The 26959-nt window shown below is 70.4% G+C and carries 19 protein-coding genes; 14 read left to right on the forward strand and 5 right to left on the reverse strand.

Annotated elements, in window-relative coordinates:
* Window positions 1–11 precede the first annotated feature (11 nt).
* From WME95_RS34595 to WME95_RS34605, 3 genes are all read left to right on the forward strand, one after another.
* Window positions 12–1088, forward strand: a complete 1077-nt coding sequence (locus tag WME95_RS34595; protein WP_437903619.1) for a PEGA domain-containing protein — start codon at window positions 12–14, stop codon at window positions 1086–1088.
* 17 nt (window positions 1089–1105) lie between these two features.
* Window positions 1106–2626, forward strand: coding sequence for a hypothetical protein (locus tag WME95_RS34600; protein ID WP_437903620.1), 1521 nt, complete (start codon window positions 1106–1108; stop codon window positions 2624–2626).
* Between the two features lie 117 nt (window positions 2627–2743).
* On the forward strand, window positions 2744–4288 hold the full coding sequence (locus tag WME95_RS34605; RefSeq protein ID WP_437903621.1) for a hypothetical protein: 1545 nt from the start codon (window positions 2744–2746) through the stop codon (window positions 4286–4288).
* A 63-nt stretch (window positions 4289–4351) separates the two neighbouring features.
* Here the strand turns inward: WME95_RS34605 and WME95_RS34610 are convergent, their stop codons facing one another.
* Both WME95_RS34610 and WME95_RS34615 read right to left on the reverse strand, forming a co-directional pair.
* Entirely contained in the window at window positions 4352–9379 is a 5028-nt protein-coding gene (locus WME95_RS34610; protein WP_437903622.1) for an AAA family ATPase, read from the reverse strand.
* A 414-nt stretch (window positions 9380–9793) separates the two neighbouring features.
* Window positions 9794–10366 carry a CAP domain-containing protein gene (locus tag WME95_RS34615; protein ID WP_437903623.1) on the reverse strand — a complete coding sequence of 191 codons (573 nt, stop codon included), beginning with the start codon at window positions 10364–10366 and terminating at the stop codon, window positions 9794–9796.
* A gap of 930 nt (window positions 10367–11296) precedes the next feature.
* On the opposite strand from WME95_RS34615, the gene WME95_RS34620 reads away from it, so the two are divergent.
* The 3 genes from WME95_RS34620 to WME95_RS34630 all read left to right on the forward strand — a co-directional run bounded on the left by WME95_RS34620 (window position 11297) and on the right by WME95_RS34630 (window position 13297).
* Window positions 11297–11464: a hypothetical protein gene (locus WME95_RS34620; protein ID WP_437903624.1), complete on the forward strand. Its 168-nt coding sequence runs from the start codon at window positions 11297–11299 to the stop codon at window positions 11462–11464.
* A 97-nt stretch (window positions 11465–11561) separates the two neighbouring features.
* Window positions 11562–12401 carry a HEAT repeat domain-containing protein gene (locus WME95_RS34625; protein ID WP_437903625.1) on the forward strand — a complete coding sequence of 280 codons (840 nt, stop codon included), beginning with the start codon at window positions 11562–11564 and terminating at the stop codon, window positions 12399–12401.
* 5 nt (window positions 12402–12406) lie between these two features.
* On the forward strand, window positions 12407–13297 hold the full coding sequence (locus tag WME95_RS34630) for a transposase (RefSeq protein ID WP_437903626.1): 891 nt from the start codon (window positions 12407–12409) through the stop codon (window positions 13295–13297).
* A 585-nt stretch (window positions 13298–13882) separates the two neighbouring features.
* Here the strand turns inward: WME95_RS34630 and WME95_RS34635 are convergent.
* Both WME95_RS34635 and WME95_RS34640 read right to left on the reverse strand, forming a co-directional pair.
* Window positions 13883–14482: a hypothetical protein gene (locus WME95_RS34635; protein ID WP_437903627.1), complete on the reverse strand. Its 600-nt coding sequence runs from the start codon at window positions 14480–14482 to the stop codon at window positions 13883–13885.
* A 260-nt stretch (window positions 14483–14742) separates the two neighbouring features.
* Window positions 14743–15726 (reverse strand): AraC family transcriptional regulator, encoded by a 984-nt coding sequence (locus tag WME95_RS34640; protein WP_437903628.1) that lies wholly within the window; start codon window positions 15724–15726, stop codon window positions 14743–14745.
* A 138-nt stretch (window positions 15727–15864) separates the two neighbouring features.
* On the opposite strand from WME95_RS34640, the gene WME95_RS34645 reads away from it, so the two are divergent.
* A complete protein-coding gene (locus WME95_RS34645; protein ID WP_437903629.1) occupies window positions 15865–16632 on the forward strand; it encodes an SDR family oxidoreductase in 768 nt (255 codons plus the stop codon).
* An 89-nt stretch (window positions 16633–16721) separates the two neighbouring features.
* Window positions 16722–17396 (forward strand): hypothetical protein, encoded by a 675-nt coding sequence (locus tag WME95_RS34650; RefSeq protein WP_437903630.1) that lies wholly within the window; start codon window positions 16722–16724, stop codon window positions 17394–17396.
* Between the two features lie 202 nt (window positions 17397–17598).
* Here WME95_RS34650 and WME95_RS34655 read toward each other — a convergent pair whose 3' ends face one another.
* Window positions 17599–18348 carry a hypothetical protein gene (locus WME95_RS34655; protein WP_437903631.1) on the reverse strand — a complete coding sequence of 250 codons (750 nt, stop codon included), beginning with the start codon at window positions 18346–18348 and terminating at the stop codon, window positions 17599–17601.
* A gap of 722 nt (window positions 18349–19070) precedes the next feature.
* On the opposite strand from WME95_RS34655, the gene WME95_RS34660 reads away from it, so the two are divergent.
* From WME95_RS34660 to WME95_RS34685, 6 genes are all read left to right on the forward strand, one after another.
* Window positions 19071–20093, forward strand: a complete 1023-nt coding sequence (locus WME95_RS34660) for an alpha/beta hydrolase family protein (RefSeq protein WP_437903632.1) — start codon at window positions 19071–19073, stop codon at window positions 20091–20093.
* 461 nt (window positions 20094–20554) lie between these two features.
* Window positions 20555–20812 carry a hypothetical protein gene (locus tag WME95_RS34665; RefSeq protein ID WP_437903633.1) on the forward strand — a complete coding sequence of 86 codons (258 nt, stop codon included), beginning with the start codon at window positions 20555–20557 and terminating at the stop codon, window positions 20810–20812.
* On the forward strand, window positions 20809–21051 hold the full coding sequence (locus tag WME95_RS34670) for a type II toxin-antitoxin system RelE family toxin (protein WP_437903634.1): 243 nt from the start codon (window positions 20809–20811) through the stop codon (window positions 21049–21051). The genes WME95_RS34665 and WME95_RS34670 overlap by 4 nt, the downstream gene beginning before the upstream one ends.
* A 247-nt stretch (window positions 21052–21298) precedes the next feature.
* Window positions 21299–23500, forward strand: coding sequence for a hypothetical protein (locus WME95_RS34675; RefSeq protein ID WP_437903635.1), 2202 nt, complete (start codon window positions 21299–21301; stop codon window positions 23498–23500).
* A gap of 412 nt (window positions 23501–23912) precedes the next feature.
* Window positions 23913–24929: a GlxA family transcriptional regulator gene (locus WME95_RS34680; protein WP_437903636.1), complete on the forward strand. Its 1017-nt coding sequence runs from the start codon at window positions 23913–23915 to the stop codon at window positions 24927–24929.
* A gap of 103 nt (window positions 24930–25032) precedes the next feature.
* A complete protein-coding gene (locus tag WME95_RS34685; RefSeq protein ID WP_437903637.1) occupies window positions 25033–26853 on the forward strand; it encodes an enoyl-CoA hydratase-related protein in 1821 nt (606 codons plus the stop codon).
* Window positions 26854–26959 lie beyond the last annotated feature (106 nt).

Raw genomic sequence — 26959 nt, forward strand, 5'->3', positions numbered from 1 at the left:
AAGTGGGCCGCATGACGCTCTTGCGCTCGGCGCTGTCCGCGATTTGCCTTCTCGGCGTGCTGGGCAGCGGCATCGGGCTCGCGCGCGCAGCACCTGCGGTGGCGACCGAGAGCGCGGCAGCGACGAAGGCGCGCCAGAAGGCCCGGATCGCCTTCGGCGCACGGAAGTGGACCGAGGCGGAAGCGAGCTTCGAAGCCGTCCTGGCGGCGCCCGACGCCGCCGGAATGACCGCGGTGCAGCGGGCCGAGGTGCTCGGCTATCTCGGGCTTTGCGAGCTGCAGCAGGGCAAGCACCGGGAGGCCGCCGAGCACCTGGGGAAGAGCCTCGAGCAGGACGTCGCGCTGAGTCGCGCGCTCCTCGACAGGTTCACGCGTGCGTTCGACACGGCGATCCAGCACGTTGGCAGGATCTACGTGGCGGCCTCCCCGCCCGACGCCGAGATCCTCCTCGACGGGGAGCCCGTCGGCACGGGCGCCACGGTCCACGAGCTGTTCGTCGCGCCGGGCACGTACACGCTCCGGGCCCGGCTGTCGGGACACGGGGAGGGCTCGCAGCGGGTCGAGGTCGATGCGGGGAAGACGGTCAGCGCGACGCTGCAGCTCGTGCGCGCGGCCGACGCACCCGCGCGCGCGCCGGATCCGGGCGCGAGGAAGAGCGAACCGGTCAAGCCGCAGGCCCCTGGGCCGGCGGCATCGTGGCTCGGGCCGGCGCGTATCGCCGGCATCGGTCTGACCACGGCGACGGCCTCCCTCGGCGCCCTGTTCATGGTCCGCGCGAGCGCATCCAACGGCGATCTCGAGGAGCGCAACAGCAAGCTGGACGCGCTCGGGTTCACGCCGTGGGCGTGCCGCGAACCGTCGCCGCCTTCAGCGTGCAACGAGCTGGCGGTCCTCCGGCGAGAGCGAGATCAGTTCGCCGCCCTCGGCACGGCGATGGTGGTGGCGAGCGGCGTGGTCGGCGCCATGACGGTCGCCTCGTTCTTCACGGATTTCTCCTTTCTGCAGTCCGAGCCCACGGGAGCCCGCGTCGCGTTCTCGCCGGCCGCAACGCCAGGGCAGATCGGCCTCGTGGCGCACGGGGTGTGGTGATCCGAGGAGCCAGGGACATGCACTTTCTGCAGGGACGACACGTGCGGCGGCTGTGCGCCGTCGCCGCCTTCTCGACGAGCGGCGCGGGAGGGCTCTCCGGCTGCACGTACGCAGAGGACTGCGGTGAGGAGCGGATGTGCCTCGCCCCGCCGCCGTCGCCGTGCGAGGTGAACGAGCCGGGCATGGGGCCCGTGATGGACGAGTGCGGGGTGTTCGCCAGCGCCAGCGCTCCAGCGGAGGGCGCGCGCGCGGGCACGCGGGTCGAGCCGCTCGGCTCGCTGCAAGCCGCCATCGTGGAGGCGCAAGCGCGGGGCTTGCGCCACGTCTATGCGTGCGGCGAGACGTTCGAGGAAGAGGTCACGCTGGTCTCGGGGATCCACCTCTGGGGCGGCCGTGGCTGCGATGACGGCGGGTGGTCGTTCGATGGCGCCAACCATCCGACGATCATCGCCCCGCCTTCGGGGATCCCGCTGCGGGTCGTGGGGGACGAGGGCGCGACGTCGGTGATCTACGGCGTGCGCGTCGTGGCAGCGGACGCCTCCGCGAGCGATGGCAGGTCGTCGATCGCCATGATCTTGAGCGCGGGGGCCGGGGCGATCGTGCGATCGAGCACGATCGTCGCGGGCGACGGCGAGAACGGGGAGCCGGGGAAGGACGCGGACAGCGAGCGGGCAGCGGACGGCGTGCCGGGGAACGACGGCGCGCTCGCCTGCACGGAGGACTCCCCGACGGGCGCTCTCCCGGTCGTGACGGCGTGCGACGACGGCGCCGAGTCCACCGGAGGCTACGGGGGCGACGGCGGACTCGACGCGGGGGGCGATGGCGCGCCGGGGGAGCCGAGGCCGGCGGGGAACCAGGACCCGGAGAAGACGGGTCTCGGGGGTCGCGGCGCGGATGCCCTCACGAGATGTAAGGAAGGGGATCCTGGCCCCGACGGCGCCGCCGCCGGTCGCGCTGACGGCGCGGTGGGCATGGGATACCTCACCGAGGACGGCTGGGTCGGCACTCGCGGTCCGGACGGGGAGCGGGGCGGCGTCGGCCACGGGGGGGGTGGCGGGGGCGGCAGCAAGGGGCGAGGCGAGCAACTCGCGTGTCGGGCGGGCTTGCCTCAGGGCGGCGCGGCCGGTGGCTCGGGCGGGAGCGGTGGCTGCGGAGGCCGGGGAGGTCACGGCGGCGGCTATGGCGGGGCGAGCATCGGCGTGGTCGCGCTGCAGGGGAGCTCGGTGACGCTCGAGGCAACCACCGTGACCGCGGGCAACGGCGGCAACGGCGGCGTCGGCGGAACGGGCCAGCCGGGCGGTGTCGGGCGATGGGGCGGGCACGGGGGCACGACCTTCGTGATGGGTATGTGGGAGGCATGTCGTGGCGGCCGTGGAGGCAACGGCGGTCGCGGCGGAGATGCCGGCGGCGGCCTCGGGGGGCCCTCCTACGGCGTCGCATCCTTCGGCGCCTTCGTGGGCATCGGCCTAGATGCCCATCTCCAGCCTGGAGGCGCCGGCCGGCAAGGGCGGGTCCGGCGGCAACGCGGCGCCCGATGACCCTGTGGGCGAGGGAGAGGCGGGCCACTCGTTGCCCTACGTTCAGTTCGGTGCGCCCGACCCTGAGCCGCCCCGCTGAAGAGCCCGGAGCACGCCGCGTCACCTCGAGGGAGAACCATGCGAATCACAGCAGCGATCACCTTGTTCCCCGCGGTGCTGCTCGTCGCGGCCGGCTGCGGCACCGCGCCAGGCCCAAGCGACGCTGGCGGAGCGGCGTGCGACGGCGCGTCGTCGTGTCCAGGCGACGCGCCGCCGGAGTCGGTCTGTCTCGAGCGCCTCGCCGCCAACGTGCTGGAGGATGGCTGCGGGGTGTTCGTCGCGGGCATGTTCGGGAACGGGGACGACGCGAACCCCGGCACAACGAGGGGCAAGCCGGTGCGTACGCTGCAGCGCGGCGTCGAGCTCGCGCGCACCGGACGAGGGCGAGTCTTCGCGTGCAACGACGGGTTCTACGGCGCCCTGGCGCTGCCATCCGGCGTCGATCTCGTCGGCGGATACCACTGCTTGAGCTTTGAGCACGAGCCTGGCGGGCGCCCGACACTTCAGATCGTCGACACGTTCGAGCCCATCCTGACCGTCGTGCCCGCGAGCCCCGGCGACACGGGAGCCGCGGACGGCGTATCGACGATCGTCGACATGCGGCTCGTCTCGCACGGCTCGATCACGATGCTCGTCCAGTCCGGCACGGCCGTCGAGCTCATCCGGAGCCAAGTTCGCGCCTCGTTCGCATGGGGGGGCCGCGATGCCGAGAAATGGCCCTATCCGAACGAGGCAGCGGAGGGGCCCGATGGGCAGTACGGGGGCGACGCGTGCTCGGCCGCCGTCGTCCCTGGTGGCGCTGCGGCGGTGAACCCGTGCGAAGGAGGGATTCCGAGCGTCGGCGGGAAGGGAGGGGACGGGCTTCCCGACGGCGCTGGCGACGGCGGGGACGGGCTGCCGTTCGTTGCGTACAGCCCGACGTCCGGGCGGGGGGGAGACGGGGAGGTGACAGGCGTCGATTGCGACGAGGGATCTGTCGGGCGCAGCGGCGCGCAAGGTGTCATCGGTGCTTCCGGCAAGGGCATGGGGCGCATCACCGAGGCAGGGTGGGAATCCGACAAAGCCGGCGACGGAGGCAGGGGGATGCCAGGCCAGGGCGGCGGCGGGGGTGGCGGCCATCGGGGAGGGCTCGCCGTGTGCGGTGCGGGGTCGAAGGGAGGAGCCGGCGGCGGCTCCGGCGGCGCCGGCGGCTGCGGCGGTCGAGGCGGCCGAGGTGGCGAGAACGGCTATCCGTCGATCGGCATCATCGCGCTTCACGCCAAGCTGGCCGTGCGCGATAGCGAGATCGAGACATCCGAGGCCGGGCAGGGCGGCGACGGCGGGCCCCCCGAGGAAGGCGGCCGAGGCGGTCGCGGCGCTCCGGGAGGCGCCTTGGGGGGCGGCCTGTGGTCCTGTCAGGGTGCCAATGGGGGCGACGGGGGTCCCGGCGGCTACGGCGGCCCCGGGCGTGGCGGCGACTCGATCGGCATCGCCTACCTCGACGAGGATCAGCTCACGCTGGAGGGCGTCTCCTATGAGCTCGGACTGCCGGGCAAGGGCGGCGTGAGCTGGGATATCTGGTCCGGCGACGAGGTCACAGGGGAGGAGGGCATTGCCGCCGAGACGCTTCGGTTCCCTGACTAGTCGGGATCTTCTCGGGACGACAGGCCGTGCGTCCGGCGGCGAACGGCCCCTGGCGCCAGCGCCTCAGCCGCGGCCGCGGGTATGGGCGAGCGCGTAGGCCATGCCGCTCTGCAGCGTGCCGAGCGTCAGCAGGCCGTCGAGCCCGGCGGCGTCGCGGACGAGCAGCTGGGCCGCCGCGGGCCGCACCCCGGTGAGGATCGCCTGGGCGCCGACCAGGCGCAGCGCGCTCGCGGCCCGGACGAGGATCGCCGCCGGGGCGGCATCGAGCTGGCGCACGCCGGTGATGTCGAGGATCACCACCCGCGCGCGCGTGCGGACCGAGCCCTCGAGGGCCGTCGCCAGCACCTGCGACGCGCGGGCGTCGTCGAGCACCCCGATCAGCGGCATCACCACGATGCTCTCCGTGATCGGCAGCAGCGGCGCCGCCATGTCCGCCAGGCGCTCCTCCTGGACGCGCAAGATCTCCGCCTGCGCCGCCGACCGCTCGCGCTCGGCCCGCTCGCGCTCGCCGACCTCGCGGCGCGTCTGCGCGTGGGCCTCGCGCAGCGCCTCGCCCTGGCGCACCAGGTCGGCGTTGACCGCCTGGAGCTGCTCGAGCGCGGTCTGCAGCTCGTGTGTGCGCGCCTCGACCTGCTGCTCGAGCTGCTCGCGGGCCTGCTGCACGCTGGCGTACAGCCGGGCGTTCTCGATCGCCACCGCCGCCTGCGCCGACAGCAGCTGCAGCAGCTCGACGCGCTCGGGCGCGAAGGCATCGCGGGTCGCGTTGTTCTCGACGTAGAGGATCCCCGACAGCCGGCCCTGGTGGAGCAGCGGCAGGCACAGCACCGAGCGCGGGCGCTGGCTGGCGACGTAGGGGTCGCGGGCGAAGCGGGGCTCGGCGCCGGCGTCGCCGAGCAGCACGCCCTCGCGGCTGCGGGCGACGAAGCGGACCACCGAGGTCGCCAGGGCGGCGGCGTCGCGCATCGGCTGGTCGAGGCCGACGCGGACCTCGTCGGGCGCGGTGCGCATCTCGGCGGCGATCGACAGGTCCTCGCCCTGCGGCACGAGCAGGAAGCCGCGCTGGGCGCCGGCGCGGAGCATGACGATCCGCATCAGGCGGTCGAGCAGCCGGTCGAGCACCAGCTCGCCGGCGACCGCCTGGGCGGCGTGCATCAGGCCCTCGAGGTCGAGCGAGCCGCCGCCGAGCCTGCGGGTGGTGGTCGTCGAGCGGCTCGTGCTGTGCCCGGCGCGGGCGGGCGCGGGCGGGGCGAGCAGGTCGGCGCGGGTGAGCAGCAGCTGGCTCGCCTTGGCGGCCGCGCCCCAGCGGGCGAAGCCGACGTGGGCGTCCTGCAGGTAGGCGCCGGCCAGCGCGCGGCGGTTGCGGCGCAGGTGCAGCCGCGCCGCGCACTCGCTCGCCAGCGCCGCGTGGAGCACGAACCCGCGCGCCTGCGCCTCGGCGATCGCCTGCTCGTAGCCCGCGATCGCCTCGGCGTCGCGGCCGGCCAGGCGCGCCGCCTCGGCGTCGAGCAGGTGCTGGAGCGCCACGAACTGCGACGGGTTGCTCGTCGACCACGGCCGCAGGGCCGCGCGCTCGCGCTCGAGCCGTTGCGCCAGCGCCTCGCGCTCCGCCTCGCTGGCCTCGTCCCAGCGGGCCGCGGCGACCAGGCCCGAATAGGCGTACTGCTCGGGCGAGTACATGTGCCCGGCCCCGGCGCCGCCCTCGTGCAGCTCGCGGGCGCGGACGGCGAGCTCGAGCCCGCGCTCGTACTCGCCGTACAGGTAGGCGAGGCGCAGCTTGCTGACCGCGTAGAGCCACGGCACGAGCCCCCCGGGCGGCATGTGGGCGACGAACGCGCCCTCATCGAAGCCGTCACCGTCGAGGGCGCTCGTCGCCGACTCGCCCGTCAAGTTGACGACCACGCGGCGCATGAACGCGACCACCGCCGTCGACGCGACGTCGCGGGTCTTCCGCAGGAGCGCCGTGACGTCGTCGATGCGGGCCTCGGCGCCGCGGATGTCGGCGTCGGCGATCAGCGCCAGCGCGGCCGATTGCAGGCAGTAGAACGACACGTAGGCGAAGTTGCCGACCTCGAGCGCGACGCGCCGCGCCGAATCGCGGTACTCCTCGCCGGCCGAATACGGCTGGCGGTAGAACACGACCGACGTGCCGAACAAGAAGTGCACCATGCAGCGCGTGCGCAGGTTGCCGGTGCGCTCGTTGAGCTTGACCCCGAGCTCGCCGAACTCGTAGGCCTTGCCGAGCTCGCCGGAGACGCCGGCGAGCAGGATGCTGTACACGGCGTAGCTGTAGTCCGACCCGTCGGCGTTGCCGTGGCGCAGCGACAGGTTGACCATGTGCAGCACGATCAGGGGGAACAGCGCCGGCCTGCCGACGAACACCGGCCCCGACATCGACGCCAGGAGCCGCATCACGACCTCGACGTCCGGGTCGCGCGCCGGCGGGGCGTCGAGCAAGGCGCCGATCCGCCGCTCGCCGAGGTGCTCGTGGGCTGCCGCGAACGCGGCCGCGACGGCCTCCTGCAGCGCCGGGCCCTCATCGGGCAGGCCGAAGCCGTACAACGCCAGCGCCGCGCGCCCGGCCGCGACCACCGCCGCGAAGTCGCCCATCGCCGCGTGGAGGAGGACGCGGAGGTCGTAGACCTGCGCCCGCTCCTCGCGCGAGCGCGCCCGCGCGAGCGCCTCCTCGAACAGCGCGTCGGCCTCGGCGAACGCCCCGCACAGGTACGCGCACTCGGCCAGCTCGACGCGCAGCGCGAACGCCAGATCGAACCAGCGCGCCCACGGGTCGGCGCCGAGGCACTCGCAGCCGGCCTGGAAGTACTGCCGCGCCGCGTGGTAGGCCGTCGCCGCGCGCGCCCGCCGGCCCGCGCGGAGGTTGAGTCGCGCCAGATCGAGCCGCTCGTCGCCGTCGATCCGCGCCAGCGCCACGTCGAGGTGGCCGACGACCTCGAACAGCGCCTCGTCGGGCACGCCCGCCGGGTACGCGTCGCGCAGCAGCCGGCCGACGCGCAGGTGCGTCTCCTCCCGCGCCTCGCTCGCCAGCAGCGCGCCGGCGGCCTGCTGCACGCGGTCGTGGAGGAAGCGGTGGAGATCGTCGCCCTCGCCGCCGGCGAGCGGCACGACCAGGCCCTCGCGGACCAGCTCGCCGAGCGCCGCGGTCGCGTCGTCGCCGTCTTCGCTGCCGACGGCCGCGAGCACGCGCCACGAGAAGCGATGGCCGACGCACGCGGCCCGCTGCAGCAGCCGCTGGGCCGCGGGGGTCAGGCGGCGGATCTTGCTGGTGACGAGGGCGACGACGTTGTCGGTGACGTCGCGCGCCTGCACCTGCGCGTCGTCCCACACCCACCGGCACGCGGCGGGGTCCCAGCGCAGGAGGCCGTCCTCGACGAGCAGCAGCAGAAACTGGCCGATGAAGAACGGGTTGCAGTGGGTCTTCTGGCCGACGATCCGCGCCAGCGCGGCGACCTGCGACCGCTCCATCACCAGCGTGTCCGCCAGCAGCTCCTCGACGTCGACGAGCGCCAGCGGACCGAGCGGCACGTCGCCGACCTCGACCCCCGCCGCGCGCAGCTCGGCGAGCGCGGCCGGCAGCGGGTGCCCGGGGCCGACGTCGTCGTCGCGGTAGGTGCCGAGCACCAGCAGGTACCTGCATTCGGCGTCGAGCAGCATCTCTTGCAAGAGGCGCAGCGACGCCGGGTCGACCCACTGCAGATCGTCGAACACGAGCACGAGCGGGTGGTCGGCGGCGGCGAAGACCCGCAGCAGGGCGGTGAAGATCAGGTTGAAGCGGTTCTGCGACTCGGCCGGGCCGAGCCGCGGGACCTCGGGCTGCGGGCCGACGATGAGCTCGAGCTCGGGGATCAGATCGGTGAGGAGCTTGCCGCTGCTGCCGAGGGCGGACGCGAGGGCGCGCCGCCACGCCTCGAGGACCTCGGGCGCGGCCGTCAGCAGGGCGCGGCACAGCTCGCGCAGCGCCGTGGCGATCGGGGCGTACGGCGCGCCGCGGTCGTATTGATCGCACTTGGCGGCGACGAAGAACCCGCCGCCGCGGGCGACCGGCGCCGCCAGCGTCTGGACCAGCGCCGACTTGCCGGTGCCGCCGGGCCCGCGCACGAGCAGCAGCGCGCGCGCGCCGTCGGCGACGCCGGCGGAGGTCGCGAGCAGGACGTCGATCTCCTGCTGCCGTCCGTACAGGCGCGGCGGGATCCGCGGGGTCGACGGCCGGTCGGCGCTGCCGAGCGCGAACGGCTCGATCGTCCCCGTCGCCCCCCACGCGGCCGCGCAGCGCTGCAGGTCGGCCCGCAGCCCGGCCGCGCTCTGGTAGCGATCCTCGGCCGCCTTGGCGAGCAGCTTCATGATGATGTCCGACAGCACCGGCGGCACCTTCGGCATCAGCACCGCCGGGGCGACCGGCACGCGCGCGAGCTGGCTGTGGACCAGCGCCATCGCGTCGCCGGCCTCGAACGGCAGCACCCCGGTCACGAGCTCGTAGAGCGTCACGCCGAGCGAGTACAGGTCCGAGCGCGCGTCGACCGGCCGGTTCATCCGCCCGGTCTGCTCGGGCGACATGTACGCCAGGGTGCCTGCCATCCCCGCGCCCGCATCGACGCGCGACGCCTCGTCCTCGCCGCCGGCGATCGCCAGGCTGAAGTCGATCAGCTTCACCTGCCCGGTCGCCGGGTTGTAGACGATGTTGTGCGGCTTGACGTCGCGGTGCAGCAGCGGATAGCGGTGCAGCAGGTCGAGCGTGCCCGCCACCTCGACGCCGATCGCCAGCACCGCCGCGAGGTCGAGGGCGCCGGCGTGGAACAGCACGTCGAGCGAGCGACCGCCGCAGTCCTCGAGCACCAGCGCGAGCTCGTCGCCGATCGTCTCGAGCGCGTGCGCCTTGATCACGCCCGGCAGGTCGAGCGATCGCAGCACCGCGAACTCCCGCCGAAGCGCGCCGTGGATCGCCGGCGCGAGCGGCCCGCTCTTGCCGATCTTGACGACCACGCGGGCGCCGTCGCGGGCGCGGACGGCCCGATGGATCACCACGCCCGCGCCCTCGTGCAGCTTCGCGGTGAACGTGTACGCGCCCTGTTCTGCCATGATTGTGCCTCGTGGCCCGTCGATCGTCGCGCCCGCCCGCCGCGCGAGTCATCGATCGCGCACCGCTTCCGAGCGTACGTGACGCCGCGCGACCGGGTAAAGCATCCACGTCAGCGCATCGCCACCCCGCCGGCTGTCTCACCGATGGAAATCGCGGACTCCCGTGACGGCGCAAGCTAGCCCAGGATGGCGCGCTCTTCGGCGCGCTGACGCGCCTCTTCGTCGAGAGCGTGGAGCGGTTGTACGAACAGCGCGCCATGCGCCGAGGCGCGCTCGGCGCGGCCAAGAGCGGCGCGACGCTCGCGGTCCCGCCACTTCGGTTCGCCGCGCCACACTTCTTCACGCAGCGTTCCGGCTGCTTTTACCTACGCGCGGGCGCGAGCCGGGCGGCTCAGGGCGCGCTGCGCGCTCGGCTCAGTAGGGGCGCTGGCCGACGAAGTTGCCGGGAGGATCGTAAGTGCACACCCAGAACTGCCAGGCGCTGACCCCTTCGAACGGTGAGCCGTCCGCACAGCTGGCGATCCCGCAGCCGAGCCGCAGGGAGTCGGCCCAGACCACCTGGGTGTAATGGCCGCACGTGGCGGCGCTGCAGGCATTGCTCGCGAGGTCGTAGCTGACCGCCTCGTTGATCCACGAGCCGACGACATCCTCGGGGGTGGGTGAGGCGCCGCTCGACGTCGCGAAGAGGTTCTCTCCGTAGCCGTTCGCGCTGTGGCGGAACACACACTTATCGGCATGGGCCTGAGCCACCGCGGCGAGCTCGGACGACCACGAGAGCGGGGGCAGCGGCTGCTCGGCGGGCGGGTCGACCGCGGCGCGCGCCGCGTTGTGGGCCGCCGTCATCCCGACCATCCGGGGCGGCTCGTCGTCGCCCTGGCCGCTCGCCGGGGCATCGCCGTCGTCGGACGAGCTGCCGCACCCGGCAGCGAGGGCGAGCATCAGGGAGAACAGCGCGAACCCGTGGAGACGTGAGCCGAGCGTATTCACGGAACCATCGTCCTACAGCTCGGCCGCGCGCCGCAACAATTCATTCGATGATGGGCCATGTCAACGCACGACAGGCCTTGTACCGAGAAGCCCTACAGCCGTGTGGACGGCGGCGTCCGGGCATGGCGCCGGACGTCGGGATAGCCATTATCCAGCCGGATGGAAATCCGGCCATCATCCGGCTTCTTTTACCTGCGCGCATAGGTCCTTCAAGGCAACGAGGGAACATCCAATGACTCGATCGACGCGCATCACGCGAACGGCGCTCGTGTCGACTGCGACACTGGGCCTCCTCCACGCTCTGCCCGTCCATGCACAGGGCGCGGTGGATCCGTCGAGTGACGCCCGGGGGCGCACCGTGATATGGAGCGATCCATGAAGTTCCCGCTCATGTTCGGCACCCGCGAGTCGTCCCCGAGCTCCGCCCGGAAGCTCCCAAGCTCGCGCCGCAGGACGCGGGCCTTCGGGCCAATCTCGCGCTGGCGCTGCTTCTCGACGGGCAGGTCCAGCGAGCGCGTGGGGTGATCGCGGATGCCCGCAGGCAGGACCCCAAGGACCCGATCTCAAGGGCTCTTGAAGAGCGGATCGACCACGTGGCCGGCGGCTCGAGACGACAACCCAGGACCCTCCGTGAGATTGAACAATGAATGGCAGGTGCCTAGATAACTAACCCAGTTCTTCTGCTGATGCGCGTGGTGCGAAGGGACCGGACCCACCTCCACGAGCTGCTCCGCCGGCACGGCCTGGCGGCGCGCGAGGCGTAGGCGCGCGCCTACACCTGTGGGCGCGCGCCTACAGGGGCAGGCGCGCGCCGCGCGGAAAGCGCCGCCGCGAGGAGGACGGCAGCGCCGGCGATCTGCGAGGTCCGCCGCCCGGCACCGGCGCTGCGCGCCTGGCACGGGCGCTGCAATACAGAACCGCGAGGATCACATGATGGAGGTGAACATGATCGACAACGACACGCCTGCTAGGGATGATATCGCGCTCCTCGTCGAGGACCTCGAGGAAGAGGTGGGGTTGCCCGTCCAGGGGACGCACGTGGGCGGTCCGCCCTGCGGGCTCATCTTTGCCCTCGCTTGGCTCTACGCGCATAGCTGAGAAATTCCCGCCACGGGCCGAGGCACGAACGCCAACCTAACCTTCGCCTCGCGCCTCGGCCGCGCGGCGAATAGAAGCCGCGCACGTCCGGTGGGCCATGCACCTAGGCAAGCTGAAATCCATCCGCTCTCACAACATCGACGACTACCGGCATCCTTTCGAGCGCCTGCTCGCGTCGGATGAGCTCGAACAGCTCGTGGCGAGGTGGCTGACCCGCGCCCTGGCGGGTGAAGCGGAGAACTTCGACCCGGGGACCATCGCCAGCGGTTCGCAGATCATCCTGTACAAGGATGACTGGATCAACATGGGTTTCCGGTATCTCCCCGCGCAAGCGGCGATCGAGAGCTCCGGACAGCCCGAGTTTCCCTATCTGATGTCGACGCCGACGCACCTCCTGGTCGGCGTGCTCGGGGGGGCAATGCTGATCGACCTCTACGAGGTCCGTCGACTGGAGCGAAAGGATGTCCTCGACCGGTCCGCGCGGCTCGAGCGGCGCGGCGCGCGCGTCTTTGCCTCGGGAAGCTACTTCGAGCAGCGACCGACGCAGGACGTGCTCGACGTGCGCGAGGTAACGACCGGCGTCGTGCTCGTGGAGTTCGCGCTGCGCGCCCAGGACCCGTTGGTATGGCATTTCGACAGGACGACGATGCTCGCCTGCAACGTTTCGTCGTCCGATGTGCACGCGACGCGGCAGCAGTTCTGTGCGGCGATCCTGCGCCGGCTGTGCGGCGCCGGCGCGGCGCCCGATCTGCGATGGCTGGCTGTGCGCTCGCCGTCGCATTTCGTCCGCTGGACCGCGCTCAAGCACCTCATCGAGGTGGATCTGGTCGAAGCGCTCCCGGTGCTCCGAGCCACGACGGACGATCCGCATCCGCACGTGCGGAGCGCCGCGCTGCGCACTCTCGAAAACCTGACCCGCGCTGGGCGCATGGAGTAATCGCGATGGCGATCACGTGGAACATCGACACGAATGAGGCGATCGATCTCGCCGCCCTCATCGCGCACCTCGACGAAAAGGGACCCGGCGTGTTCGCCGTCGACCTGGACGCCACCGCGGCGATGCTCCGCCGCCTCAGCAACAACCGGTCGTTCCTCGCCGAGCACGTACGAGCGGTGATGCACGCGAACGAGTCGTTCGGGGCGTCGAACCAGTACAGCTCTCAAGCATTCATGCTGCATCGTTCTACGTACTACTCCTTGCGCGCGGTGGTCTGGGAGCCGGCGCGCGGCCGCGTCGGTGAGGAGCTCTTTGCCTACGAGTTCGCCCACGACCACGACTTCAGCTTCTTCACCGTGGGCTACTTGGGTCCAGGCTATCGGACACGCGTCTACGAGTACGACCATGATGCGATCATCGGTCTGCCCGAAGAGCCGGTCGAGCTCCGCTTCCTCGAGGATACGGTGCTGTCGCCGGGCAAGGTGATGATGTTCCGTCGCAGCGCTGACGTCCACATTCAGCTCCCTCCCGAGGCCTTCAGCATCTCCGTCAATATCCTACAGAACACGGCCGCTTGGGGCGCGAGGCCTCGTCAATATCAGTTCGACGCCGGCGCCGAACGCATCAAGGCGCGCCTCAACAGCGACGGATCGGAGCTGCTGTTGAAGCTCGGGGCGGTGCTCGGCGGCAGGTGCTTGCCGCTGGTCGCGGCCGCCGCGCGCTCCGGAACGGAGGTGTCGCGGGCAGTCGCCATCGAGTCGCTCGCCCGACACGAAAGCCGGGAGTGGCTCGCCGTCGGTCAAGAGGACGCGAGCGCCTTCGTTCGTGAGACGACGCGCCGGATCGCGCGCGAGCTCTCGGGCAGCCCGACTCTCCCCCGCTCGCCTTCGGGCTGACGCCTCCGGGGGGGCTGACGCTGCAGCTCCGGGTCGCCTCCAGCGCGAGTATGCCGACCCGCCATTCCGGCAGGCAGCCAGCTGTGCCGTCTGGCGCTCTGCGGGTGGCTCACCAGGCGCCGTCCCCGCGGGGCTTGACACGGGCGAAGGTTCTGCGGTTTCCTCTCCGCACGACAAGATCGTCAGCTGCAACTACGGCGATCGCCACAGGGAGACGCAATGCGCCAAGGGCACTTGCCTCGACCATCCGGACGTCATGGCCGCGACCTGCGAGCTTCCTTGAGGTGAACCATGTCCAATCACGCCCGCTTTTCCCTCGTCGCCCTGATCGCAGCGCTCGTTCCCGGGTGCCTCGACACGGGCGACTGCGACAACCGGCCTGCGCGTGGTGAGAGCGAAAAGGACGTCCCCCTGGCGGAGCTGCGCGCTTCCCTCGGCGAAGACGGCACGCGCGCACTCGAGCGCGAGGCGCTCTCAGCGCTTGGCCAAGGACGCGCAGACCAATCCGCCGAGGGGGGGTGGCCCCATGAGGCTGCAAACTGGCAGGGATGAGCGGTTTGGTCGGCGTCGCCCCGCTCGCCGCGCTCAACCGAGCGACTGCAGGATCGAGCTGAATCCGTGCTGGCCGTGGCGGCTGCCCTGCGGGGACAGCCACGCTTCGTAGGTGTCGCCGCTCGGCGAACGGAGCTGGATGAACTCGAGGCTCACGAGAGGGTTGAAGGGGTTGCCGGGGCGGGGGCCGATGTCCTGGCCGGGATACGCCGCGTCTTGGTTGAAGGCGCGGGTGCCCTGATCGAGGGCGGCGAGGTGCTTGTAGTTGCCGCGTTTGCCGAAGTCGCTGTACTCGCGAGAGACGAGGACGCGGCCGCGGTTGGTGAGGCCGACGTGAACGTTGGGAACGTAGGTGGAGACGCCGATCACGGCGGCAGATGCGGCGTTGAGGACTCCGCCGGCGATGCGGCGGGCCGTGCCGGCGGGCGCCTGGTACTCGACTCCGCTCCAGTTGCCGATGATGCGCTCGTCGGGCTGGAGCTCGTAATACTGGGCGTAGAAGTCGCTGAATTTTTGCTCGATCTCCTCCGGGCTCATGTTGGCGGCCTCGGCCATGGCCTTCTTGCGGACGTACATCGAGTACGCGAAAGCGGCCGCCATGAACACGAGCGGGATCAAGTAATACACCTGCATGACCATCTTCTCCTGGAGAACCCACGCTCCACGCTGGAGCCACCGAAGGCGATGGTTACGCGGCGGCGCACGCCAGGTCAAGGGGGCGCGCTTCGAGCGTTCAACCAGCCGCGACTCTTCATTCGCAAGCCATGCTCACGCGCTGGCTGGCATACAACCCCTTACGCGCGCACACCGCTCCGCCCAGCGATAGGGCTTCTTTCACTTGCCCAGCAAAAGGGCTTCCTTCACTTACGCGCTCGAGCGCTGGTACTGCGCCTTCAAGCACGGAGGGCTCGACGCCCTCCGTCCGAAGCCGCGCTCGGATCGCTTGGCTCGAGGCGCCGCCGCCACGCGCCGGGGGCCATGCCGGCCCACTGCCGGAACGCGTGACTGAACGAGGCCTCGGACGAGTAGCCGGTGAGGCGCGAGACCTTCGCGAGCGGCGCGCCCTCGCGGAGGAGAACCGCAGCCTTCTGCATGCGGAGCCGCGTGAGGTAGCCGAGCGGCGGCTCGCCGACGAGCGCGGTGAAGCGCGCCGCGAAGACCGAGCGCGAGAGGCCCACTTCCTTCGCGAGCGAGGCCACCGTCCACGGCTCCTCGGCGCGCCGGTGCATCGCGCCGAGCGCCGCGGCGGTGCTCGGATCGCGGAGCGCGCCGAGGAAGCCGCCGCCGTCCTCGGGCAAACGCGCGAGGTACGCGCGGAGGATCTGGATGAACATGACGTCCGCCATCCGGAGGAGGACGATCTCGGACCCGGGCCGGTTCGTCTCGATCTCACGCGTGATGAACTGGATGTTCTCGAGGAACGACGGCACCGCCTGCTCCGTGTCGGGAGTCATCCGGATGAGCGGTGGCAGGGTCGCGAGGATCGGTGTCGCGAGCGGATCGTCGAGTACGAAGCCGCCCGTGATGAAGGTCGTCTCCGGGCCTTTCGTGCCGAGGTCGATGTGGATGACGTCATGGGTCGGGTCGGGGGCGCATCGCACGAGCTCGGCGAAGCTCCGGGGGGAACTCCGCGGATGGTCGCGCAGCGCATGGGCGTGGCCGAGCGGAAGTACCGCGAGATCGCCGCCGGAGAGCGCGACGCGCGGCTCGTCCGTCTTGTCGACGCTGAGCCAGGCGCTGCCGCGCACCACGTAGTGGAACCGGATGCAGCTCTTGACCGCCGGCAGGGCGACGCCCCAAGGCGCGCGCCCGACGGTGGAGACCCAGCGTGTCCGCCGCAGTCGAACCGGGGCAAGCACCGCGCTCAAGGCATCCATCGCTCGACAGCGTAATGGGCGCGGGCCGCGGTGTCCAAGCCGTGCGGACGATCTCGAAAGTTTCCCAGACGACTTCGCATGGTTCGTGCGGATCGCGAGCCATATGAAGGACGCGTCGTTCTCGACGAAAGGAACATCATGTCCAGCAAGCTCGATCTCTCGAACGAGTTCATCGGTCGCCGTGCCCTCGTCACCGGAGGCTCGCGCGGCATCGGCGCGGCGATCGCGCGGCGCCTCCTCGATGCCGGCGCCAAGGTCGTGGTCGCCGCGCGCTCGCGCAGCGACGTCACCCCCGCGGCGGCGACGTTCATCTCAGGCGACGTCCGCACGGGCGAAGGGGTGAAGGCGATCGCCGCAGAGGCGCTCGCGGCCCTCGGCGGCCTCGACATCCTCGTGAACAACGCGGGCGGGTCGCGCGGTTTTCTGGGAGGCTCCCCGACGATCCCCGACGAGGAGTGGCAAGACACCCTCGCGCTCAACCTCCTCGCCGCGGTTCGCCTCACGAACGCGGTCCTGCCGGCGCTCCGCGCCTCGAAGGCCGCCGCGGTCGTGAACATCTCGTCGACGGCAGCGACGATTCCGTACGGCCCGTTCGCGCATTACTGCGCCGCGAAGGCGGCGCTCGACACCTACTCGCGCACGCTCGCCGTGGAGCTCGCGTCGAGCGGCGTCCGCGTGAACGTCGTGACGCCGGGGCCGGTGGCGACACCGAGCGCCGACGAGCTGCGGAAGACGTTCACCGACGGGATGGGCATTCCGGCCGACGCGTTTGTCCAGCAGGTGCCGCTCGGACGCCTCGGCACCACCGACGACGTCGTGGAGGTCGTCGCGCTCCTCGCGTCGGATCGCGGGAGGTGGCTGACCGGCGGGAACTACCGCGTCGACGGCGGAATGACGGCGCGCTGACGGTCTGGCTGCTGGGTCGGAATGCCTCTCCCTCCCGGCTCCCGTCCTGCAGCGACGCGATCGTGCACTACCAGTCCGACGACTCAGGGATGCCGTACGATCACTCGGGCGGCCTCGAGGTGAACGGCGAGTACGTGATCGTGCCTTTCGAAAAGAACGACGATCAGGCGACGGCGGGCTTTCGCATCGCCAGGCTGTCGAATCCCTTGAACCCCCAGTGGAGCCCGCTGGTCTTGCGAACGCGAGGTCAGACGGTCAATGCGGGAGCGGTGAGCCTCACGCTGCTCTCCTCTGGCCGCTACCTCGCGCTCGTCTTTGGCCACAACTCGGACGACGTCGAGGTGTTCGTGTCCTCGGAGGCGGCAATGCCCTATTTCGGCAGCTCGAGCTCCACCTGGATATCTCAGGCGAGCGTCTCAACGCCCTTTGGCGGCGCGGAATACCAGGGCCTGCAGCTCGTGACCCAGTGCGACGGGCAGCTCTTCGTCGCTGGCACGCACAGGAACAAATGGTTTGACGAGGACTGGGTCGACCTGTGGCGTGTGGACCTCAGCGCGACCTTCGTGCCTGGCTTCACGGAGGTGGCTAGCCGACACATGTCCTGCAGCAGCGCGGCTACGGGCAACAAGCGCTACTGCGCCTTCGATGCAGGGGCCGGGATCTATGTGGATCCCGACGGCGAGATCCTGCTTTATGGGGTGGAGCACTACAACGACGCCTACCCGGGCACGACACGCGCGGTCAAGGTGCGCGAGTTTCCGTAGACCCTGCGCCAAGGCCTGCCCTTACAACGCCGATCAGCTACGATCGCTTCGTACCTTCACGCCACCCCGCACTGGCTTCCATGGAACGCAGTGCCGAGACGGAGCCCTCCCCATCGCCTGCCTCTTCAATGGAGGCGTCCGCTCGCAGTCGGCACGTGCGGCGTGAGGACCGCCGTCCCCGCAGGGGCGAGCTCACGAGCGCTCAGGCGCCTGCGAGGAGCCCCGGGCATTTCAGTTGGACGGCCGCGCACGCCGCGGGTTGCGGCGAGAAGTCATCGATGGACGACGCACACGTGATCGCCTCGAAGGCGTCGCCCGTGGCGATCATGCAGGCCTTGAGCTCCGCGACCGTGGCGGTGCACCCCACGAAGCCGGCCGTCTCGCACGAGCCGGCCTGCTCGGGCGCCTCCGGAGCGCGGATGCAATCCGCCCTGGCGGTCTCGCAGTCCGTTCCATCCACGACGTTGGCGAGCACCCCGGTGAGGTCGCACAGGTCCTCCTTCGAGAGCTCGAGTGCCCCGGTGACGTCGTCGCACACCTGCTGGGCCTCTGCGGCCGTCAGCTCGCCGAGCTGCTCGCCGTCGAGAGCATCCCCGCCGCCGGTGTCGCTTCCGGCGCCGGTGTCGGTCCCGCCGCCGGTGTCGGTCCCGCCGCCTGTGTCGGTCCCGCCCCCAGTGTCGGTCCCGCCGCCGGTGCCGGTCCCGCCGCCTGTGTCGGTCTCGCCGCCTGTGCCGGTCCCGCCGCCGGTGCCGGTCCCGCCGCCGGTGCCGGTCCCGCCACCGGTGCCGGTCCCGCCACCGGTGTCGCTTCCGCCGCCTGTGTCGCTTCCGCCGCCGGTATCGGTCCCGCCGCCAGTGTTGTCGTCGGCTTTGCCGCCATGGCTCCCCTCGCCATCGCTGCATGCCACGAGCGAGAGCGAGAGGCCGGCCATCAACAATCCAAGAAGCTTCATGCGTATCATCGGGCCCCCATCAACGAGAATGTTCACCTGCGTGTCCACGCGACGATCGAGGACGGCTCCGCCGAAGGATGCGAGCGGAGCTGCATCGTCGATCGGGCAGGCGCGCAATGCATGAACCTACCACAAACAGGATTGGATTCTCCTTCCCTCCTCGGCAATTTGATCGCGCTGGCCGGCCAGGGCCGGCGGGGACGGGCGCATCGTCGATGCGTTCGGTCTGGGACGACGCAATGGCGTCTCCAGCGCTCCACGCCATTCGGCCGGTGCGGATGCAGCCCGTCCTCGTACAGGACGGATACCGGAGGGCAAGCCTCGCACCTCGGGGCCAGCCCTCTCCGATGTTCAGACTCGCCAGCATCTGGATGACAAGGAAAGGCTTTGATGAAAGCCCGCTCCGCTCGTCCGCCTGGCTCCTTCCCGTTACGCTATCCTCGTGGTTCCATGAACGAGGTGTCGCGACGCGCGCGGTCCCGCCACTTCGGTTCGCCGCGCCACACTTCTTCGCGCAGCGATCCGGCTCCTTTTACCTACGCGCTATCCTCGCTCAAACCGGGAAGGGACGACTTTCACTTTCCCTCTTTCGTCTTCGACTCGGCATCACGAGGCCTTCGCCCGGGACGGCGCCGCGCGTGTGGGCACAGGTGCGTCCACATGGCGCCTCATCCGAGGGGCTTTCACGAACTACCAGGGTTGATATAGATCATGGCTTGGACATGCCCCTCATCACGCGCCCTCGGCTTCGACCCATCATCGCGCTCGCGCCGCTCACGGCGCTCACGGCGCTCGCCTGCCAGGAGGTGCCGCGCGCTGCCTCAGGAGCTCGCGGGCCCACCGCGCCAGCTGGCATCGAGCCGGCGCCGGCCGCGCCGATCGCGGCGGAGGCCGCCGAGCCGGCGCCGGAGCCCGCACCGCTGCCCCCGGTCTCCCCAGGGCTCGAGCTGCAGGACGAGCCTTATGCAGAGGCGCGCGCGAAGTTCAAGACCAAGCTCATCTCCACGGATCCGGCACCTCAGAGGTACCAGAACGTCCCGCCGCCCCCGGGCGCGCGCGAGATATCGTATCTCTCCGGCGGCCTCAAGCTGAAGGCATGGGTCAGTGAGCCCCCGGCCGACGGACGCCGCCTGCCCGCGGTCCTGTTCCTGCATGGTGGGTTCGCCTTCGCCCTCGAGGACTGGGAGATGGCAGCGCCCTACCGCGACGCGGGCTTCGTCGTCCTCATGCCCATGCTCCGAGGAGAGAACGGCCTCCCCGGCGGGTTCTCGATGTTCTTCCACGAGGTCGACGACGTGCTCGCCGCCGCCGACGCCCTGGCCAAGCTGCCCTATGTGCAACCCGATCGCCTCCATGTCGCAGGCCATAGCGTGGGAGGGACACTCACCCTCCTCGCAGCGATGGGATCGGACCGGTTTCGCGCCGCCGCGTCGTTCTCCGGGTCGCCCAACCAGATCGACTGGTCCTCGGGTCAAACCAGGCTCATCCCTTTCAGCCCGTACGACATACGGGAGTTCCAGATCCGCTCGCCGGTTGCCTATGCGACGAGCTTTCGGTGCCCGGTGCGGCTGTACCACGGGCTGTCCGGCGGGGAGCGCTTCTTCGGCCCCGCGAGCCAGCGGCTCGCCCTTCTGGCGCAGCGCAGCGGGCTCGACGTCAAGGTGGTGCCGGTCGCAGGGGATCATTTCACCTCCGTCCCGGAGGCGATGAGGCAAAGCATCGAGTTCTTTCGCGAGCAGCAGTGACCGCCGCCGTGGTCGGGTCGCGTCCCAGGGGCCCGCGTCCGTCGCCCCCGGCGGGGCCGACGGCCCCGCGTCGACCGCCCGCCCCGCCTCAGCCGTCGCGGCGGCCTGGCGGTGCCCCGGGGGCGCCCCGACTGCGACTTCGGCGCGGGAGGCTCGGAAGCTGCTGGCGACCGGCGCCGGGCGCGGAGCTGGTCGTCCTGGGCGGCGATGAGCGGAGGCCGCGCGCGAACTGCCGTCCGAGATGTGATGCCCTCCGCGCCGGCCTGGACCTCGACGACACAGCGGACGCGGAGCGCTTCGTCATGGGACATGGGCGTCCGCGCGGCCGACGCGTCCATCGCCGAGCAGGAGCGCTGGGAGCGGGATCGGCTCCGCTGACGCCGGGCGTTGCCGTCAGAGGTCTACAATGTCCACATCCTGCGCCGTCGATCTGACGAGGGGCCCGTAGTAGCATCTCAGGCATGAGCCCCCGACGAGACAGCGCCGCGCCTGCTCGGCAGCCGGTCATCCCCGAGAACGACCCGGTGTGGCAGGCCGTTCTGCGCGCGCCGATCGATGACGAGCCGCTGACGGAGGAGGAGCGCGCGGCGATGGAGGCTGGGGCGGACGGCCAGGGGATCCCGCACGAGGTGGTCACGGCTGAGCTCCGGCGGCGGGCAGAAGCCGAAGGCGCTGGGGCGGAGTTCGACGAGCTGATGCGCGCGCGCCTGCGTCGATGAGCTGGCAGGTCGAGTGGATGCCGTCGGGCATCATCTCGCTTCAGCGGATCCACTGGCGTGACGGTGAACGCATCGACGCGGCCGTGCAGCGCTTCGCCACGACCGGCGAGGGCGACGTCCGCCGCGTCCCCGCTGACCATACCGGTGTCATGAGATTGCGCGTCGGGCGGTATCGCGTCCTCACCACGCTCGACCCCTGGGACGGCGTGATGCGCGTCTGGTGGGTGTACAGCCTGTAACTGGCACCACCAGGACGCCGGCGTCCGGGAGGTCATCCCCAGGATGCCATCGCGATCGAGCCTCCGTGGCGCGCCGCGGGGCTCGGAGAGCCCGGGCTCGGTCGATCCAGAAATCGACCGAGCCCGTGTCGGGTCTTCCTCTCCGTTTACGGAAAAGGGTTTGAGGCGCGTGGAGCGAGGGGCATCGGCGCCCCCACCGCCCGCGCGTCCGACCTCACCCTGCAACGAATGTTCTGGGAGGACCCCCATGCGACAATTCACCTTTCTGGCTCGCCTCTCTCCCCTGGCCCTCACCCTCTTGACCGCCGCGGGCTGCGGGGGCATTGCCCCGGAGACCCAGGCGGATCCTTTCATGGACCACGAGCCGGGCGCCGAGGAGCCCAGCGACCCGGCCGCGAAGCCCGCCGATGTCACGACGGGCCCTGTCGTCGCCCTCACGTCCATTCAACGCGAAAAGGCCCCTCTGCTCGCGGAGCTCATGGACGGCGCCCCTTCGAGGTTCCGGGCGGACCTCATCGCGGATCCGAGCCCCGCGAGCCGCCTTGCAGAGGCGTCCGCCGTGCTCATCGACGCCGAGGCCGCGAGCGCCGACGACATCCGCTCCTACGCGTCCCTGCTCCGGGCAGCGCGCCTCGCGGGGGTGCCTGTGATCCTCGAGAACGCGCGCGACGCCGAGAAGGTCGCGCTGGCGCTGGGCATCGGGATGTCCGCGCAAGTCGTCTACGCGGCGCCCAGCCCGGGCGGCCAGCACTTCGACGTGCGCGTCTTTGGCGACGTCACCGGCGAGGAGACCGAGGAGCACAGCTCGGTGCGCTTGCCGGCCTCCGCGAAGGCGAGGTACGCCCGGATGACCGCGGGCGAGCGGGCCGAGCTCGGAATGAGGCTCGAAAGGAGCGAGGCCGAGCTCGACGCGCTGTTCGACGCGGCGCCCGAGGCCGAGCCCATCACCATCGACGCAAAGCCCCGGATCGCCTCGATGTCCGAGGTCGCGCAGGCGGCGCTGCCTGCCCGCGGCGAGCTCCTCGCCGAGATCAAGGGCCTGCTCGCGGACCACAAGGCCCACGCGCCCGCCCAGCTCGTGACCGAGCCTCTGCCCGAGGGCACCTACCGCTCGTACAACGTGACGTCCCCCTCCATCACCTGGGAGTGCGGCGGCGACGGCCAGCGCTCCGTCATCGACCGCAACTTCACGGTGACGCTCCTCGCCTCCAACGCGCCGGAGGGCAAATACGTCGTCTTCGCGGGCAATGGCACCCAGTACAACCCCGGCGGGCTCAAGTGGAACTCGGGGAACAACCGCGGCTACTTCCAGGAGACCCTCCAGCACTCGATTCGCCCCCTGTCGGGGGGGCTCTCGCCCTACGCCCACAGGCCCCACTCGGCCAACGAGTCCTCGACGTTCACCACGTCGAACGGGTTCTCGGTCGGCGCGGGCGTGGGCGCCGAGGGGCCGTCCACGAGCTTCAGCTTGGATGCGAGCCAGCAGGCCTCTCGGTCCTTGAACGACTTCGACGTGATCGATTTCTCCTCGGGTTCGATCTTCGGCTGGCAATACAAGCTGGCCTCGGTGAGCGGGCATCCTTACAAGAAATGGGAGGACCTCCACAACGACACGTGGGGCGGCCTCTACGGCCTGCCCAACCTCGCCAAGAGCACGCTCACGGACGAATACGAGGGCATCTACGTGGCGGGCCTCCAGGATCAGTCGCTTTACCCGGTGGAGAACGTCAACCTGCAGTCGGTGCGGCACACCTGGGTCTCCCACGATTACGTCCTCTGGGAGGAGATCAAGACCACCTCATGCGGGAAGGCGGCCGGCTCCGTCGTCACCGTGGACCTGAGCTCGGTCAACGTGGCCAAGCTGGGCACCATCCCCTTCAGAGAGACGTTCGATCAAGGCGTCGCGTCGGGCGTCTGGACCGCGATCAACGAGGGAATCACCGACAGCTCGTCGAACTGGCGGGGGGCAGGCGGCGCGGCGACCGAGACGGGCAGCGCGTTCGATTACCCCCAGACCGCGGCCGACGGAGCTGTCGACATGCGCGGGACCTACCTCGTCGCGCCCCGCACGGCCTTCGGGCAGGGAGCGCTCTCGGCGAAGATCTACGCGGGCGACCCCGACGGCTTCGGCCTCATGTACGCCATCAACGACACCGGCTCGAGCTACTACCGGGTGATGTTCGACGCGAGCTTGAGCGTCGCGCGCCTGGTCCGGGTGGACAACGGCGTCTTCACCGAGCTCGCGGTCAACACGAGCTACGTGCCTCCGCAGAACGCATGGATGACGGTGCGGGTCGAGCGCGAGGGGACGACGCACCGGATCAAGGTCAATGATCAGGTGGTGCTGGCGGTGGCGAGCGAGGCGACGTACGCGTGGGGTTCGGTCGCCCTGTTCTCGTGGGCGATGAGCGACGTGCGCTTCGACGACGTGACGATCACGACCCTCTGACGCGATCCTGAGACGCCTGGGCGGCGCGGGGCGCGGACCCGCGCCGCCTCAGCAGGATCGGGGTCGCCGGCGAACCCGGCATCGCCGCGGCGTAGATCCCGGACGCGCGCTGCTGAATACGGTCGTCGCACGCGGGCTCCAACTCCGCCCTATCCAGGTCCTTCTACCCTTGCTGGATCCAGGAGAGCGACAACTGGCCTGACACCCAGGGATCGCCCGGCGCACGGCCTCTCTCAGGTGCGGCTACCGCCCGCGCCGGTCAGGCAGGACAAGAGCGTGCGATACGAATCCCGGCGCCGAGGCTGGTCGTTGGCAGATAAGGTGGGATCTTTGACATTGCCGACAGGCGCAGGCCGCCGCACCATCAGCCCAGGCCCTAATCGGCGTGGAATCCCAGTCCGAGGAGGTGGCCGTGACCGACATCACCCCGACGACCTCACCGAGAACCCGCCACATTGCCATGCTGGCTTTCCCCGACTGCCAGATCCTGGACGTGTGCGGTCCACTGGAAGTGTTCTCCTTCGTCAACTCCTGGCTCCACCTCACCTGCAATCCCGATTGGACGGCGTACCGATTTTCGGTGATCGCCGAGCGGGCGGGACCCATCAGGACCATGTCAGGGCTCCAGATCATTGCGGACCATGACCTTGCCGATGTGGGGGACGACATCGACACCTTGCTGGTGACGGGCGGCCTCGGGGTCGACCGGGCCCGCAACAATCCGGTCCTGGTGGATTGGGTCCGGAGCATGGACCAGCGGGTGCGGCGGATCGGCTCGGTCTGCACCGGCGCCTTTCTGCTGGCCGAGGCCGGGCTGCTGAACGGCTGCCGCGCCACCACCCACTGGCACTGGTGCCAGCAACTGGCAGAGGAATACCCGGACATCCGGGTGGAACCTGATCGTCTCGCCATCCGTGACGGCTCCCGCTACAGCTCGGGTGGCGTCACGGCGGGCATGGACCTCGCCCTCTGCATGATCGAGGAGGATTTCGGGCCGGAGGCGACCGCCATGGTGGGGCGCTGGATGCTGGTCTTCCCCAACCGACCCGGTGGGCAGTCCCAGTTCAACGTGGCCCTGCACAACAGCTCCGGCGCCCGGCGCGATTTCCGGGAGCTGCAGACATGGATCGACGCCCATCCCGAGGCCAACCTGAGCGTCGACGCCCTGGCGCGGCGCATGCACATGAGCCCCCGCAATTTCGCTCGCCTGTTCGAGCGCGAAGTGAGGCTGACCCCCGCCAGGTTCGTCGAGCAGAGCCGCCTGGAGAAGGCCAGGGCATGGCTTGAAAATAGTCTGTCGCCGGTGGAGATGATCGCGGAGAAGTGCGGATTTGGTGGCGCAGAAGCGATGCGTCGCTGTTTTCAGAGGAACTTCAAGGTGAGCCCCCTGGTCTACCGGTCGCGTTTCAGAAGGGCGGGTGTTCTGTGATCCGATCATCCGGTCGTGCGGCAACGGTTGGACTCCCGCCATTCCGACGGTACTTTCCATGGCAATAGATCCTGTTGAAGCCCATCAACCGTCCGGAGCAGCCATGCGACTACTATTGCTATCCAGCAGCTTCAACAGCCTGACCCAGCAGGCGTACGTGCTCTTCAAGGATCGCCATCAGGTGGGTGTCGCCGCGGCGACGACCGCGGGAGCGATGCGCGAAGTGGTCGCGCAGTTCAGGCCCGATCTGATCCTCTGCCCCATGCTGGCCCATGTCATTCCGCGTGACATCTGGAGCCGAACGCTCTGCCTGATCGTCCACCCGGGCATCGTCGGCGACCGTGGTCCCAGTTCCCTGGACTGGGCCATTTACAACGGGGAAACCGCGTGGGGCGTGACCGTCGTGGAGGCGGTCGAGCACATGGATTCCGGCCCCATCTGGGCCACCTACCGCTGCGCCATGCGCGAGGGCAGCAAGAGCAGCCTGTATCGGGACGAGATCACCCGCTGCGCGGTGAAGGCCATGGAGGTGGCGGTGCAGCGCTTCGAGAGCCGGATGTTCGTGCCGGCGCCCCTGGACTATTCGCGGGCCGAGCCCCTGGGCCATTTCCGGCCTGTGCTGAAGCAGGCCCAGCGCCGCGTCGACTGGGAGTCGGACCGGGTGGCGGACATCCTCCGCAAGGTGCGGACCGGGGACGGCGCACCGGGGGTGCTGGACGAGATCGCCGGCCAGGAGGTCTATCTCTTCGGTGCCCACGAGGAGAGCGCGCTGGTGGGCAAGCCGGGGGACATCATCGCCCAGCGCCATGGCGCCATCTGTCGGGCAGCGGTGGACGGGGCCGTGTGGATTTCCCACCTGAGGCCGAAGGACGGTCCGGAGGAGCGGCGGTTCAAGCTGCCTGCAGCCATGGTGCTGGGTCCCGATGCGATGCGGGAGGTGCCGGAGCTGCCGCTCTTCATCGATGCCCTCACCCGGGGCAAGACTTTCCGCGACATCTGGTACGAGGAGAAGAACAGCGTCGGTTACGTGAATTTCCGTTTCTACAACGGCGCCATGGGCACCGACCACTGCCGGCGCCTGGAGCAGGCTGTACTGTTCGCCCGCCGCCGCCCCACCCGCGTCATCGTCCTGCAGGGCGGGCGGGATTTCTGGTCCAACGGCATCCACCTCAACCTGATCGAGGCCGCCGCCGACCCGGCCCAGGAGTCCTGGAACAACATCAATGCCATGGATGACCTCTGCGAGGCCATCCTGACCGCATCCGACCAGATCGTGATCGCCGCCATGTACGGCAGCGCCGGGGCCGGCGGGGTGATGATGGCCCTGGCCGCCGACCGGGTGCTCGCCCGCGACGGCATCGTCCTCAACCCGCATTACAAGGGCATGGGGGGGCTCTACGGCTCCGAATACTGGACCTATTCCCTGCCGAAGCGGGTGGGCTTGGCCAGGGCCGTGGAGCTCACCGAGCGCTGCCTGCCGCTCGGCATCCGCGAGGCCAAGGCGATCGGCCTGGTGGATGACATCATCGTGCAGGACGACCTGGGCGGCAGCCATTTCTCCCAGTTCCGCGAGCAGATCGGCCGCATCGCCGAGCAGCTGGCCAGCAGCGGCCATCATCACGCCTGGCTGGAGGGCAAGCGGGCCGAACGGGCCGCCGACGAGCGGCGGAAACCGCTGGCGGCTTACCGGGAAGAGGAGCTGGCGGAGATGCGCCGGAATCTCTGGGGTGAGGCCCCGGCCTACCACCTGGCCCGCAGCGCTTTCGTCCGGAAAGTGCCCAAGGTCGGCCTGCTGAAATGCGTGACGAACCTGGATGCGGCCTGCAGCAACGCCCATTACGCCGATGCGCCCGGGCTGGGCCGTAACCGCCGTTCCTTCGCGTCCATCGGCTGGCAAGCCGTTGCCCTCGCCGCGACACCGTGATGGGGTGCGACCACGGCGATCGGGACTGCAGCACTGCGGACGAACGCAAGAGGCCGCGCGTCGATCCGCGCGCGGCGTCGCTCCCGCGATCGGAGTACTGTTGTAC

The organism is Sorangium sp. So ce327, assembly GCF_051530205.1.
In the GTDB taxonomy this organism is placed as follows: Bacteria; Myxococcota_A; Polyangia; order Polyangiales; family Polyangiaceae; genus Sorangium; species Sorangium cellulosum_B.

Excerpts from the sequence above, each read along its gene's own strand:
- WME95_RS34595 (WP_437903619.1), top strand. The coding sequence starts at position 12 with ATGACGCTCTTGCGCTCGGCGCTGTCCGCGATTTGCCTTCTCGGCGTG.
- WME95_RS34600 (WP_437903620.1), top strand. The coding sequence starts at position 1,106 with ATGCACTTTCTGCAGGGACGACACGTGCGGCGGCTGTGCGCCGTCGCC.
- WME95_RS34605 (WP_437903621.1), top strand. The coding sequence starts at position 2,744 with ATGCGAATCACAGCAGCGATCACCTTGTTCCCCGCGGTGCTGCTCGTC.
- WME95_RS34610 (WP_437903622.1), bottom strand. The coding sequence starts at position 9,379 with ATGGCAGAACAGGGCGCGTACACGTTCACCGCGAAGCTGCACGAGGGC.
- WME95_RS34620 (WP_437903624.1), top strand. The coding sequence starts at position 11,297 with ATGATGGAGGTGAACATGATCGACAACGACACGCCTGCTAGGGATGAT.
- WME95_RS34625 (WP_437903625.1), top strand. The coding sequence starts at position 11,562 with ATGCACCTAGGCAAGCTGAAATCCATCCGCTCTCACAACATCGACGAC.
- WME95_RS34630 (WP_437903626.1), top strand. The coding sequence starts at position 12,407 with ATGGCGATCACGTGGAACATCGACACGAATGAGGCGATCGATCTCGCC.
- WME95_RS34635 (WP_437903627.1), bottom strand. The coding sequence starts at position 14,482 with ATGCAGGTGTATTACTTGATCCCGCTCGTGTTCATGGCGGCCGCTTTC.
- WME95_RS34640 (WP_437903628.1), bottom strand. The coding sequence starts at position 15,726 with ATGGATGCCTTGAGCGCGGTGCTTGCCCCGGTTCGACTGCGGCGGACA.
- WME95_RS34645 (WP_437903629.1), top strand. The coding sequence starts at position 15,865 with ATGTCCAGCAAGCTCGATCTCTCGAACGAGTTCATCGGTCGCCGTGCC.
- WME95_RS34650 (WP_437903630.1), top strand. The coding sequence starts at position 16,722 with ATGCCGTACGATCACTCGGGCGGCCTCGAGGTGAACGGCGAGTACGTG.
- WME95_RS34655 (WP_437903631.1), bottom strand. The coding sequence starts at position 18,348 with ATGAAGCTTCTTGGATTGTTGATGGCCGGCCTCTCGCTCTCGCTCGTG.
- WME95_RS34660 (WP_437903632.1), top strand. The coding sequence starts at position 19,071 with ATGCCCCTCATCACGCGCCCTCGGCTTCGACCCATCATCGCGCTCGCG.
- WME95_RS34665 (WP_437903633.1), top strand. The coding sequence starts at position 20,555 with ATGAGCCCCCGACGAGACAGCGCCGCGCCTGCTCGGCAGCCGGTCATC.
- WME95_RS34670 (WP_437903634.1), top strand. The coding sequence starts at position 20,809 with ATGAGCTGGCAGGTCGAGTGGATGCCGTCGGGCATCATCTCGCTTCAG.
- WME95_RS34675 (WP_437903635.1), top strand. The coding sequence starts at position 21,299 with ATGCGACAATTCACCTTTCTGGCTCGCCTCTCTCCCCTGGCCCTCACC.
- WME95_RS34685 (WP_437903637.1), top strand. The coding sequence starts at position 25,033 with ATGCGACTACTATTGCTATCCAGCAGCTTCAACAGCCTGACCCAGCAG.